Source organism: Sedimentitalea todarodis, assembly GCF_032595355.1.
Lineage (GTDB): Bacteria > Pseudomonadota > Alphaproteobacteria > Rhodobacterales > Rhodobacteraceae > Sedimentitalea > Sedimentitalea todarodis.
This window is the reverse complement of sequence record NZ_JASMWN010000005.1, coordinates 105,455-118,483: the sequence shown is the minus strand read 5'-3', so window position 1 is coordinate 118,483 and position 13,029 is coordinate 105,455. Positions and strand designations below refer to the sequence as shown.

Annotated in this window: 11 protein-coding genes and 1 pseudogene; 6 read left to right on the top strand and 6 right to left on the bottom strand. The window is 61.2% G+C overall.

Features of this window, described 5'->3' with window-relative positions; genetic code table 11:
* Positions 1-10 precede the first annotated feature (10 nt).
* A complete protein-coding gene (locus QO231_RS08765; RefSeq protein ID WP_316775211.1) occupies positions 11-763 on the top strand; it encodes an SDR family NAD(P)-dependent oxidoreductase in 753 nt (250 codons plus the stop codon).
* 99 nt (positions 764-862) lie between these two features.
* Here QO231_RS08765 and QO231_RS08760 read toward each other — a convergent pair whose 3' ends face one another.
* The 5 genes and pseudogenes from QO231_RS08760 to QO231_RS08740 form a co-directional block, all read right to left on the bottom strand.
* The gene (locus QO231_RS08760; protein ID WP_316775209.1) at positions 863-2,287 is read right to left on the bottom strand and encodes an amidase; all 1,425 of its coding nucleotides are present in this window, start codon (positions 2,285-2,287) and stop codon (positions 863-865) included.
* Positions 2,288-2,348: 61 nt separating this feature from the next.
* A pseudogene (locus QO231_RS08755) lies at positions 2,349-3,369 on the bottom strand (ABC transporter substrate-binding protein).
* Between the two features lie 65 nt (positions 3,370-3,434).
* On the bottom strand, positions 3,435-4,268 hold the full coding sequence (locus QO231_RS08750) for an ABC transporter permease (RefSeq protein ID WP_316775208.1): 834 nt from the start codon (positions 4,266-4,268) through the stop codon (positions 3,435-3,437).
* A complete protein-coding gene (locus tag QO231_RS08745) occupies positions 4,261-5,196 on the bottom strand; it encodes an ABC transporter permease (RefSeq protein ID WP_394356588.1) in 936 nt (311 codons plus the stop codon). Before QO231_RS08745 ends, QO231_RS08750 begins: the two co-directional genes overlap by 8 nt.
* 4 nt (positions 5,197-5,200) lie before the next feature.
* Positions 5,201-6,304 (bottom strand): ABC transporter ATP-binding protein, encoded by a 1,104-nt coding sequence (locus QO231_RS08740; RefSeq protein ID WP_316775207.1) that lies wholly within the window; start codon positions 6,302-6,304, stop codon positions 5,201-5,203.
* Between the two features lie 314 nt (positions 6,305-6,618).
* Here QO231_RS08740 and edd point away from each other — a divergent pair, with 314 nt between their 5' ends.
* Together edd and eda are read left to right on the top strand one after the other, a co-directional pair.
* Entirely contained in the window at positions 6,619-8,427 is a 1,809-nt protein-coding gene (edd, locus tag QO231_RS08735) for a phosphogluconate dehydratase (RefSeq protein WP_316775206.1), read from the top strand.
* Positions 8,428-8,430: 3 nt separating this feature from the next.
* Positions 8,431-9,078 carry a bifunctional 4-hydroxy-2-oxoglutarate aldolase/2-dehydro-3-deoxy-phosphogluconate aldolase gene (eda, locus tag QO231_RS08730; RefSeq protein ID WP_316775204.1) on the top strand — a complete coding sequence of 216 codons (648 nt, stop codon included), beginning with the start codon at positions 8,431-8,433 and terminating at the stop codon, positions 9,076-9,078.
* A gap of 51 nt (positions 9,079-9,129) precedes the next feature.
* On the opposite strand, the gene QO231_RS08725 is transcribed toward eda, so the two are convergent.
* Positions 9,130-9,786, bottom strand: coding sequence for a TetR/AcrR family transcriptional regulator (locus QO231_RS08725; protein WP_316775201.1), 657 nt, complete (start codon positions 9,784-9,786; stop codon positions 9,130-9,132).
* Between the two features lie 65 nt (positions 9,787-9,851).
* Here QO231_RS08725 and QO231_RS08720 point away from each other — a divergent pair, with 65 nt between their 5' ends.
* From QO231_RS08720 to QO231_RS08710, 3 genes are read left to right on the top strand one after another with little or no spacing between them, the layout of a single operon-like run.
* Positions 9,852-11,168 carry a flavin-containing monooxygenase gene (locus tag QO231_RS08720; RefSeq protein ID WP_316775199.1) on the top strand — a complete coding sequence of 439 codons (1,317 nt, stop codon included), beginning with the start codon at positions 9,852-9,854 and terminating at the stop codon, positions 11,166-11,168.
* Entirely contained in the window at positions 11,165-12,067 is a 903-nt protein-coding gene (locus QO231_RS08715; protein ID WP_316775197.1) for a bile acid:sodium symporter family protein, read from the top strand. The genes QO231_RS08720 and QO231_RS08715 overlap by 4 nt, the downstream gene beginning before the upstream one ends.
* Positions 12,064-12,996, top strand: coding sequence for an SDR family oxidoreductase (locus QO231_RS08710; RefSeq protein ID WP_316775195.1), 933 nt, complete (start codon positions 12,064-12,066; stop codon positions 12,994-12,996). The genes QO231_RS08715 and QO231_RS08710 overlap by 4 nt, the downstream gene beginning before the upstream one ends.
* Positions 12,997-13,029: the final 33 nt, after the last annotated feature.

Sequence of the window (13,029 nt, the reverse complement as noted above, 5' to 3'; positions counted from 1 at the left end):
AAGACGCGAGATGACTGACAGACCCATTGCATTGGTGACCGGTGGCGCACAGGGGATTGGCCTCGCCTGTGCACAAGCGCTGGCGGCGGACGGGGCACGGGTCGTGCTCGCCGACATCCAGGCGGAAGCTGTTGAGGCGGCGGCGCAGAACCTTGGCGATGATGCGGTCGGAATGGCCGTGGATATGGCCGACCCAGCACAGGTGGCGGCGTTGTTTGATCGGATCGAAGCCGAGGTCGGGCCGGTCTCTGTTCTCGTCAACAATGCCGGTGTCGCAATCTCGGAAGACTTTCTCGACATGTCGCTGGAGGATTTCCGCAAGGTGATCGACATCAATCTGGTCGCGGTGTTTCAGGCCACGCAACGGGCCGCGCGCACCATGGTCGCGCAGGGTATTCGCGGTGCGATTGTCAATATGTCCTCTATCAACGCGGTTGTCGCGATTCCGAAAATTGCGGGCTATTGCGCCTCAAAAGGCGGCGTGATGCAGTTGACCAAGGCGGCGTCTCTGGCGCTGGCGCCACATGGTATCCGGGTGAACGCGGTCGGTCCCGGTTCGATTGATACGGCGATGATGGCTGGCATTAACGCCAGTCCAGATGCTCTGGAGACCGCCTTGTCGCGCACGCCGCTGCGCCGTCTCGGCGAGGCGCGCGAAATCGGTGATACCGTGGCGTTTCTGGCAAGCCCCAAGGCCAGCTATATCACCGGCGAAACCATCTATGTCGACGGCGGGCGGCTTGGGCTGAACTATACCTGCTAGAGCGTTTCGCGTTTGACCTGGATCATCTGGTATCACGTTACGCACAGAAATCTATGATTTCAGGCAGCGTAAGGTGTTTCCAGGTTAACGCCAAAAGACCTACAGGCTGGGTCGCGTTGCGGCTGCACCAAACCAGCCACCGACTGCTTTCTCGTAGGCAACGGCCGCCTGAAAGGCAATCGGGTCGCGATAGGTCGGCGCGACGATCTGTATGCCGGTGGGCACCCCATTGCCGCCAAACCCTGATGGAACAGAGATCACCGGGCAGCGGCTCAGCATGTTGAAGGGTGTGGTCAGCACCCATTCCAGCGTTGTTCCGATCGACGTACCGTCAACGTCAAGGCTGTCCGTCGTCGAGTCAAAATCCGCAGGGACACCGGGCAGCGCCGTCGTCGGACAGATCAGCACGTCAAAATCTTCCAGCATCGGACCAAGCGTCTTGTAGGCCGCCCCGGCAATCTCCATCGACTGCACCAGATCGCGCCCTCTGGACTGTCCCGCATTTTCGGCAAGCTCGCGCACATAGCTGGTCAGATCATCGGCGTGTTCGTCCAGAAGTTGCGTCAGTTCCCCGCCAAAGATATGGCCGAGATGGGTGTGGCATGCCTCCTGAACCTCGGATCCCCAGCCCAGATCCACGTTCTCTACGGCTGCGCCCAGCCCTCGAAACACCTCCACTGCTGCCAGCGTATTGCGTCGCACCTCCTCACTGATCACGAAACTGCCAAGATCCATCGACAACGCGATGCGCCAGCCGGTGAGGTCCGGATACGCCGTTGGCAGTGTCAGCTTGGGATAGAGAGAGGCGATGTCGCGCGGGTCAGGGCCGCTCATTACGTTCTGCAGCAGGATGGTATCCTGAACGCTGCGCGCCAGTGGGCCGGTGTGACAATAGTAGTCAAGGTTGAACGGCGTGTCGTCGGGATTGCGCCCGTAAGGCGGCTTGTAGCCGACCAGCCCACAGCAAGAGGCCGGCACCCGGATCGAGCCGCCGATGTCGGACCCGGTGGCCAGCGTCGTCATGCCCGCCGCCAATGCCGCCGCCGCGCCGCCTGAAGACCCGCCGGGTGTAAACTCAGGGTTCCACGGATTGCGGGTGACGCCCCACAGTCGCGACCAGGTGACCACTGCGCTGGAAAACTCGGGTGTCGCTGTGCGCGCGTGTACGATGGCCCCTTCGCGCAAGATGCGTTCGTTGTTGGCAGAGGTCTCTTCCGGCACGAAATCCTTCGTCACCAGCGATCCGTAGCTGGTTGGCTTCCCTGCAATATGGCTTTCGTCCTTGATCGCCACCGGCAGCCCATCAAGACAGCCCATCGGTTCGCCTGCGGCCCAGCGTGCTTCGGAGTCGCGCGCGATCTGCATCGCCTCGTCGAAATAGGTATAGGTAAAGGCGTTCAGCGTCTCGCTCTGCGCATGCGCGCGCGCGATTTGAGCCGACAGTAGCTCGACCGGTGACAGGGACTTTGCCCTAAATCGCGCCAATGCCTCGGTTGCCGGCATATAGATCAGATCATCAGACATCGTGCGCTCCGCCGTGCATCGAATGGTCGGGGCCGCGCGGAACGCGGCCCCGATATGATGGTCACTTCTGAAGGTCGGTCCAGATGCGTGTATAGATCGACTGCACTTCGGGCGGACAGGTCTCGTTGAACACGCCCACGCTCTTCAACTCTTCCGGGATGACGATTTCCGGTGCGGTTTTCATCTCTTCGGGCATGAACGCCTCCGAGCCCGTGATCCCGTTGGCATAGCGCGCGAATTCCGAGATCAGCGCCGCGTTTTCCGGTTCCATGATGAAATTCTGGAACGCCCTGGCCTCGTCGACGTTCTGCGCATCCTTCAGCACCGCAACGGAATCCATCCAGATCGGATACCCCTCTTTGGGATAGCCATAGGCGATATTCTCGTTCTGAAGGCGCATCCGGAAGGTTGATCCGTTCCAGTTTACCCCCGCCCAGAGATCCTCTTTGGCAAACTTCTCGAGATTGCCATAGTCCATGCCGAGCCAGGACTTTTTGGCTTCGACCAACGTATCGCGCACTTTCTTGAGCACGTCCTTGTCGCCGGTGCATGGCTCGCCACCATGATACATGATCGCCAACGCCATCACGTCGCCCATCTCGGGAACCACGTTGATCTTTCCGACCAGTTCTTCGGGCGGATCCAGGAAAATACTGGAGGTATTGATATCACCGTCATAGTACTTGGTGTTCACCACGACGCCGGTGGTGCCCCACTGCCACGGCACGGTATAATGGCGGCCGGGATCCCAATTCACATCAACCCAGACCGGGTCCATGTTCTTGAAATTCTCCATCTCGTCCGGTCGGCTCTCCAGCAACAGGTCCTCGCCGATCCAGATCGGGACATAGGTGTGTGGGCACGACGATATCAAATCCGTGGCCACCGGCCTTGACCTTGGCCAACGCGGTATCGTTGCTGTCAAAGTCGGTGATCGTGACCTTGATACCGGTCTCGGCTTCGAATTTCTCGATCAGCTTGGGGTTGGTGTAGTTGCCCCAGTTGTAGATGTTCAGTTCTTGCGCAGCGGCGCCTGTCGCAAGTAACGCAAGCGCCGAAGCGGCAGAGAGCAGGTGTTTCATCATGTGTACTCCTTGTTGGTGGTCAGGTTTCTGATCCCGGTTCGTTGCGACCGGGTTTGCGTCGGTCAGCGTTTTCTCATCGTGAGTAGGAAGAACAGGCTGACCAGGGTTGCGCCCGCGACCAGGATCGCGGTCGAAATGGCATTGATTTCGGGTGTCACGACGCGCCGGAGCTGTCCCAACATATAGGTCGGCAGGGTGTCCTGCCCGGCGGATTTGACAAACTCGGTGATCACCACGTCGTCCAGCGAGATCACAAAGGCGAGCATCAGCCCGGCCACGATTCCCGGCCACATCAGCGGCAGAGTCACACGGCGGAACACCTGCCACCGAGAGGCGTAGAGATCGGCCGCCGCCGCCTCGAGCGAGGTGTCCATGGTTTCAAGCCGCGCGCGGATCGGCAGATAGGCAAAGGGCACGCAAAAGGCAGTATGGGCCACGATCAGGTAGATCATGCTGGTGTGCCCGGTCCAGACCTTTACCGCGGCAAATACGATCAACAACGCCACGGCGGTCACGATTTCCGGCACCATCAACGGTTGGTTGATCAGCGCATAGATCATGGTACGTCCGGGAAACCGCCGGACCCGCGTGGTGGCCAGCGCCGCCATCGTTGCGGCGATGGTTCCGATCGATGCCGCCGCCGTCGCAAGATAGAGCGAGCGTAGCGCTGCATCCTGCACCTGTTCATTGGCGATCGCGCGCTGATACCAGCGCAGCGAAAACCCTCCCCAGATCGCCAGCGACGTTCCCGCGTTGAACGAAAAGGTGACGAGAATCATGATCGGCGCATAGAGCACGACAAAGGTGAACAGTGGGACGATGGAAAAGCCGGGCAGGGTGCGCACGGAGTAGCCGCGGGCCTTGGATTTTGGCGCGCTTTCGGTGGGTTCAGCCATCGGCCTGCTCCCGCGATGTGACGCGTACATACCAGATCAGCGATATCATCACCGCCGCCATCAGCACCAGTGACAGCGCCGCACCGAGGGGCCAGTTTCGCCCGGCACCAAACTGCAACTCAATCAGGTTGCCAAACATCAGGTTCTTGCCGCCCCCCAGAACCCGTGGCGTCACGTAGGCCCCCAGCGAGGGGATGAACACGAGGATCGATCCGGCGATGATCCCCGGCTTGATGAGTGGCAGGATCACCCGCCGAAACGCGGTCCAGCGCCCCGCGTAGAGATCATGCGCTGCCTCGACGAGGCGGAAATCCAGCTTGTCCACGGCGGCATAGACCGGCAGCACCATCAACGGCAGGTACACATAGGTCATGCCGAACGCGATGGCGAAATTGGTGAACATCAGCTGTATGGGCGCGTCGATAACGCCGACGAATATGAGGACATTGTTGAACACGCCCTCGGCGCGCAACAGTTCCTGAATGGCAATCGTGCGCACCAGAAGGTTGGTCCAGAACGGCACGGTGATCAGAAACAGCCAGAACTCGCGCTTGCCCGGCGGTTGCGTCGCGATGAACCACGCTGTCGGCACTCCGAAAATCAGGGTCATGACCGTGGTGATCATCGACAGCGACAGGCTGCGCCAGAAGATCGACAGATGCGCATCCGCCCACATCAGCGTGTCATCGAAAATGTCGCGTTGCAGGAAAATGCCGACCCAGCCGTCCGTCGAGAACTCCCATTTCACGTTGCCATAGTCGCCGGGTGCCAGAAACGAATAGACCACCATCACCATAAGCGGGCCAGTCGCGGCGCAGACGATGATCACCAGAGCGGGCAGAGACAGCAGCCAACGCCGTTTGTTGTCCTGACGCTGTGCTTCGGCCTCAAGATCGCCGGGCGCAAAGGATGAGGATGTATCGGTCACGGCCTCAATCCCTCAGCACGGTGATGGCGTTGGGTGCGATGGTCATGGTGACCGCACCGCCTTCGCCGGGCAATTCGCTTCCGGCACCCGGAGCGTTTGACAGCCGCGCCTTGACCAGCTCCCCGGTGCCCAGACGCATATGCACAGAGGTTGCGTCGCCAGAATAGACCACGGTTTCGATCACCGCGCCGATTTCGCCGTCGCCAGCGGTGCCGGCACGCACCTGCGCGTGTTCGGGGCGGACCAATACACTGACCGGCCCATCGGCAACGCCTTCCGGGATCTGTGCCTGGAACCGGCCTCCGGCGTGCAGAGTGACGGTGTTGCCCGCCAGTTCGGCATCCAGGAAATTGGACTCGCCGATGAAATTCGCCACGAACCGCTCTGCTGGCCGTTCGTAGATATCCCGTGGCGTGCCGATCTGAAGGATCTTGCCAGCGCTCATTACCGCGATCCGGTCGGACATGGTCAGCGCTTCTTCCTGGTCGTGGGTGACAAAGATGAAGGTGATCCCGGTTTCGTGTTGCAGACGCTTCAGCTCGATCTGCATCTCCTTGCGCAGCTTGAGATCCAGCGCCGACAGCGGTTCGTCCAGCAACAGAACCTCGGGATGGGGCGCCAGTGCGCGGGCAAGGGCCACGCGTTGCTGCTGTCCGCCCGAGATCTCGGAGGTGCGCCGCGTCTTGAGCGCCTCCATCTGCACCAGCTGCAGCATCCGGTCCACCGTTTCGGCGATCTCTGCCTTGGGCTTGCCCAGCATTTCGAGACCAAATGCGATGTTGCCCGCGACGCTCATATGCGGAAAAAGCGCATAGTTCTGAAACACCGTATTGATCGGGCGCTGGTTCGGGGGTAGCCGGGAGATATCGCGCCCCGCCAATTGTATCGATCCCATCGTCGGCGACTCAAACCCGGCGATCAGCCGCAACAGCGTGGTCTTGCCACATCCGGATGGGCCAAGCAGGGTGAAGAACTCGTTTCGGCGGATCGAGACCGAAACATCGTCAAGCGCCCGCACCTCCTGCTCTCCACCGAAAATTTTCGAGACACGGTTGACGTCAACCGCAGAAATATCAGACGCGATGTCTGGGCTTGATAATTGATCCATGTTCCCCGTTGGATATTGTCGATCCGGTTCATTGACCGGATCCTGTTTTCTTTCAGACTATAACAATGTCCACATGATGAAAGGCTCACATGCATGCCGGCGGCGTGGTGGAAGCGCATTGGCCAGCAAACGGGCTCGGCAACGGGGGGTTTGGGCTTGCCGTGTGCAGCGAGAAGTGTTAGCGCTACCATCGATCTTTACTTCACCAGTTGCGTCACAGGTACTGGAAATTTCGGGCGGTGTTGTCGAGACTTCGCAAAAAGACCCATGTACCGGACCCAAACGCGACCAGACTTGAAAGAGAAAGCTCTCTCATGGTTTTACATGTCAAAATCGCCGAAGTCACGGACCGCATCATTGCCCGCAGCAGCGAAACGCGGGGTATCTATCTCGACCGTATGCGCCAAGCTGCTGACAAGGGTCCGGCCCGCGCGCATCTGTCCTGCAGCGGGCAGGCCCACGCCTTTGCCGGCGCCGGTCCCGATCAGGATGCGCTCGCAACGGGGACGGGCGGCAACCTCGGCATTGTCACCGCCTATAACGACATGCTGTCCGCTCACCAGCCCTTTGAGCGCTACCCGGAATTGATCCGCGCCGCCGCGCGCAAGGTTGGCGGAACGGCGCAGGTGGCAGGGGGCGTTCCGGCCATGTGTGACGGCGTCACACAGGGCGAGGCTGGCATGGAACTCAGCCTGTTTTCCCGCGACGTGATCGCGCTCGCCGCCGGGGTCGCGATGAGCCACAACACGTTTGACGCGGCTGTCTTTCTCGGCGTTTGCGACAAGATCGTGCCGGGGCTGGTCATCGCCGCTCAGGCCTTTGGACACCTGCCCATCGTGTTCCTGCCCGCCGGTCCCATGACAAGCGGTCTGGCCAATGATGAAAAGGCCAAGGTTCGCCAGAAATTTGCCGCAGGCGAGGTTGGGCGCGATGCGCTGATGGCGGCGGAGATGGCGGCCTATCATGGTCCCGGCACCTGTACCTTTTACGGCACCGCGAACACCAACCAGATGCTGATGGAGTTCATGGGCCTGCATCTTCCGGGGTCGAGCTTTGTCAATCCCAACACCGACCTGCGCGATGCGCTGACCGCCGAGGGCGCCCGCCGGGCATTGTCGCTCAGTGCACTTGGGAATGACTATACACCGGTCTGCGACATCCTTGATGAACGCGCATTCGTGAATGGCATCGTCGGGCTGAATGCCACTGGCGGCTCCACCAATCTGCTCATCCATCTTGTGGCGATGGCGCGGGCCGGGGGCATCATTCTCGACTGGCAGGATTTCTCCGAACTCTCCGATGTCGTGCCGCTGATGGCGCGGGTCTATCCCAATGGTCTCGCGGATGTAAACCACTTCCATGCTGCGGGCGGGCTGGGGTACATGATCGGCGATCTGCTGTCAGCCGGCCTGCTGCATCCCGATACCCGCACCGTCGCGGGCGAGGGGCTGGCCCATTACACCACCGAACCAAGGCTAAAGGACGGTCTGCTCAGCTGGGAGCAGGGCAGTGGAATTTCGCTGAATGACAAGATCCTGCGCCCGGCGTCCGATCCGTTCCAGTCAAATGGCGGTTTGAAACGCCTTGCTGGCAATCTGGGCACTGCCGTGATGAAGATCTCGGCCGTTGCGCCGGATCATCGCGTGATCGAGGCCCCTGTCCGGGTGTTTCACGATCAGGACGACGTCAAGACCGCGTTCAAGGCGGGCGAATTCACCTCCGACACCATCGTCGTCGTCCGCTTTCAAGGGCCAAAGGCCAACGGCATGCCCGAGTTGCACAGCCTGACGCCCATGCTGGCGATTCTGCAGGGGCGTGGTCTCAAGGTGGCCTTGGTCACCGACGGGCGGATGTCCGGCGCGTCGGGCAAGGTGCCTGCGGCGATCCATGTCAGCCCCGAGGCATTGGATGGCGGGGCGATTTCCCGCCTGCAAGACGGGGATATCCTGCGGGTCGACGCCGATGTCGGGGCGCTTGAAATCCTGACCGAAGGGGTGCATGACCGTCCCGCCGCGCAAGCGGATCTTTCCGCGAACGAGGCCGGGTTGGGCCGCGAACTCTTTGCCAATTTCCGCCGTGCCGTCTGCTCCGCAGACAGCGGCGCCACTATATTCGGAGTATGATTCATGCCTCTGACCCCTAAAGACGCCAGCCGGCGCACCCGAGAGATTTGTGCGCGCGCGCCTATCGTCCCGGTGCTGGTGATCCACGACGTTGCTCATGCCCGCCCGCTTGCCGAAGCGTTAGTCGCCGGTGGTTTGCCTGCGCTTGAGGTCACCCTGCGCACGCCGGTCGCGCTCGAGGCGATCCGGATCATGGCTGAGGTTCCCGGCGGCATCGTCGGGGCAGGGACGTTGGTCACCCCCGCCGATGTGCGCGCTGCGCGCGAGGCCGGGGCGCTCTTCGGCGTTTCGCCGGGGTCGACGCCGGGTCTGCTCGATGCCTGCGAGGCGGAAGGCCTGCCAACCCTGCCGGGTGCCGCGACCGCAACCGAAGCGATGATGCTCTTGGAACGTGGCTATGACATGCTGAAATTCTTCCCCGCCGAAGCCTCTGGCGGAGCGCCCGCGCTCAAGGGGATCGGTGCGCCGCTGCCGCAGATCACGTTTTGTCCAACCGGCGGCGTCAGCACCAGGAACGCCAGCAGCTACCTGTCCTTGGCCAACGTCCTTTGCGCGGGCGGCAGTTGGGTTGCCCCTGTCGACCTGATGAATGCCGGCGACTGGTCCGGTATCGAGGCGCTCGCACGCGAAGCCGGCAAGCTTGCGGGCTGAATGCGCCGGGGCGGGCGAAGTCGTCTGTCTTTGGCTTGTCGTGCGGATGCGTCAGCAGCCTTCCAGGTTCGCCCGGATCCCGGCTGCGCAGAAGCGCACCAACTCTTCTTGCCGGTCAGGGCCGCCCGGATCAACGGCCCCCAGGGTCTCGATCCGCCAGGTCGAGGTCAGCACTGCCAGCATCGCGGACACGGTATAGACAAACCCCGACGCAATTGCGCCGCGCGGGGCGTCGGGAAACAGGGCAGCGATCTCATCGATGAAACGGTTTGCCGTGGGATCAAAACACACCGCCGCCAGTTCCCGCCATCGCGGATCGGCGGACACATGCGCGACCAGCCGCGCATAGGCCAGCCATTGCACGTCCCCGCTCGCGGCCCTTTCCAGATAGGGACCGACAAAGCACTCCAGCAGGCCTTCGACCGTCAACGTCCCTGCCGCCTTGCGCGCCGTCAACATTTTGAGTCGCAATGCTGACAGGTCATCGGCCCGCCGTGCCACAGTCTGCGCGAAGAGTTCTGCCTTGCCGCCTCCATGATGATGCACTAGCCCGACCTGTGTCTTTGCACGCTCGGCGATCTGCCGCAGGGTTGCCCCGTCAAATCCCTTGTCCGCGAACACGATTTCCGCCGCGTCCAGAATCCGTTCCCGCGACTGGATCGCCCGCCTGGAAGGGGCCCGTTGTCGTTGTTTTTTCGGTATCCTCATAAAATCATCTTGCCTTATATTGAACATGTGTTCAAGTTAACGCAGATTGTTGGTGGAGAATGCGCATGACCGAGACGCGCGAACAGTTTGCCCTGATCGGCGCGGGTCCAATGGGTTTGGCTGCGGCCAAAACACTGCAGGAACAAGGTATCGCCTTTCAGGGGTTCGAGATGCACACCGGTGTGGGCGGCCTCTGGGATATCGATAACCCGAAATCCACCATGTATGAGAGCGCGCATTTGATTTCGTCCAAGCGGATGACCGAATTTGCCGACTTTCCCATGCGGGACGAGGTGGCGGAGTATCCGTCGCATCATGAAATGAAGCGGTATTTCAACGATTTCGCCGATCATTTTGATCTGCGGCGTCACTACTGTTTCAACGCCGAAGTGGTGCGGACCGAACCTCTGGGGGAAACCGGCGATGGTTGGCGTGTGGTCTGGCGCGATCCGGATGGCGAGCACGAGGCGATCTTTGCCGGCGTGCTGATCGCCAATGGCACGCTTTCCGAACCCAACCGGCCCCGTTTTTCCGGCAGGTTCGATGGCATGTTGATCCACGCCGCCGACTATCGCAGCGCCAAACAGTTTGACGGCAAACGTGTCCTTGTCGTGGGCGCGGGCAATTCCGGTTGTGACATCGCGGTGGATGCAATCCATCACGGCGCAAGCTGCGATTTGTCGATGCGACGCGGTTATTACTTTGTTCCTAAGTACGTCTTTGGCAAACCAGCCGACACGGTGGGCGGCAGACTCAAGATGCCAAAATGGCTCAAACGCAAGGTCGACGCTCTGATACTCGGCTGGTTCGTCGGCAACCCGCAGAAATACGGCTTTCCCAAGCCCGACTACAAACTCTACGAGAGCCACCCGATCGTCAATTCGCTGGTTCTCTACCACGCGGGACATGGCGATTTGCGCGTTCGCCCGGATATTGACCGCCTTGATGGGCATACGGTCCACTTCAAGGATGGCAGCCACGCCGAGTATGATCTGATCCTCGCGGCCACGGGGTATCGGTTGCACTATCCGTTTATTGATGAAGCGCTGCTGAACTGGCAGGGCGATGCGCCGCATCTGTTCCTCAATGCCATGCACCCCAAGCGCGATGATCTCTTTGTGCTGGGCATGATCGAGGCGACGGGTCTTGGCTGGCAGGGTCGCCACGAACAGGCCGAGATGGTCGCCCGCTATATTGCCGGGTTGCGGCTGGCCCGGAACGAGGCGCGTCTGTTGCAGGCGGAGAAGGCCGATACCTTTACCCGCGCAACCGGTGGCGAAAATTATCTGAACGTTGCCCGCATGGCCTATTACGTGGACAAGGCAACCTATCGCGGCGCGCTCAACGCCTGGATCAAGGCGCTTGGCGGGCAGGGCGCATGACCGGCATCGACGATGTCGTTCTGAATTTCAGCCCCGGCTCGCTGATGATTTTGAACACGGTGCTTGCGATCGTGATGTTCTCGGTCGCGATTGACCTGAAGCCGTCCGATTTCCACCGTCTGGTGCACGCGCCCAAGCCGCTGATCACGGGGCTGATCTCGCAATTTGTCGCGTTGCCCGCGCTGACCTATTGCCTGGTTCTGGTGATGCACCCGCGGCCGTCGATCGCCCTCGGCCTGATCCTGGTGGCGGCCTGTCCCGGCGGAAACATTTCCAATTTCATCACCCACCGGGCAGGAGGAAACGCGGCGCTGTCGGTTTCCATGACCGCCTTTGCCACGATTGCCACGATCTTTGTCACCCCGTTCAACATCGCCTTCTGGGGCAGCCTTTACGAGCCGACGCGTGAGATTTTGCGGCGCACCGCGATTGAACCGATGACGGTGGCGATCACCGTCGGGCTGATGCTGGTCTTGCCGCTGGTGTTGGGTGTGATGCTGAACACCCGTCGTCCGGATATTGCCGCCCGTATCCGGCCGATGTTGCAATGGATCTCGTTCGGTATTTTCGTCGCGTTTGTCCTGCTTGCCCTTGCCGCGAACTGGGCATTTTTTCTGCACTTTGCCGGAGCCGTCGCACTGCTTGTCATCCTGCACAACACGCTTGCGCTCGCGGCGGGGTATGGCTGTGCAACGCTAGCGGGCGTTTCGCCCTTTGATCGGCGCGCCATTACCATCGAAACCGGTATCCAGAATTCCGGCCTTGGTCTCGTGCTGATCTTCGGATTCTTTGGCGGGCTTGGCGGCATGGCGGTGGTTGCCGCTTTCTGGGGCATCTGGCACGCGATCTCGGGGCTGGCGCTGGCCGCGGTCCTGAACCGGACGGAGGCCGCGCGATGAGCCGTATCCTGATTACCGGCGCATCCGGCATGATCGGCCGCGCACTTGTGCGGTCGCTGGAGGAGCACGAGGTGATTGCGACCGATCTCGCACCTGCCGGGGACCTGCCGCCACATGTGTCGGCTGAAAAGCTCGATGTGACGGGTGAAGATGCGGGGCGCGTGATTGCGCGGCACCGTCCGGAGGTGATCGTGCATCTTGCTTCGATCGTAACGCCATCCAGGGGAATGAGCCGCGATGCCGCCTTTGCGGTGGATGTCAAGGGGACACAGAATGTGCTCACGGCGGCGCTCGATAACGGCGTGCGGCGGCTGGTGGTTACGTCTTCAGGCGCGGCCTATGGGTACGACGCCGCCAATCCGGTGCCGCTGCGTGAAACGGATCCCCTGCGCGGCAATGCGGCCTTTCCCTATGCCCATCACAAACGACTGGTCGAAGAGATGCTGGCCGAGGCGCGCCGGAGCAGGCCGGAGTTGGAGCAGGTGGTATTGCGGGTCGGTACGGTTCTGGGAGAGGGCACCGACAATCAGATTACCGCATTGTTTCACAAGCCGCGTCTGCTTGCCGTTCGCGGATGCGATAGTCCGTTTGTGTTTGTCTGGACCGAGGATCTGGCATGTATTCTAAGGCGCGCCGCCACGGATGGGCCTGCCGGCATCTTCAATGTCGCCGGGGATGGTGCCATGGGGATCGAAGAACTGGCGCGCGCTCTTGGCAAACCGGTGCTGCATCTGCCGGCGGCGTTGCTCAGGGCCGCGCTTGCCGTCGCGCGCCCCTTGCGTCTCAGCCGCTATGGGCCCGAGCAGGTATGCTTCCTGCAACACCGACCGGTTCTGGCCAATGATGCGCTGAAGTCGGATTTTGGCTATGTGCCGCAGAAAACCAGCCGCGAGGTCTTTGAGCATTGGAAACAGGCGGAGGGACTGTGAAGACAGCTGTGATCTCCGGTGGTGCGGGTGGTC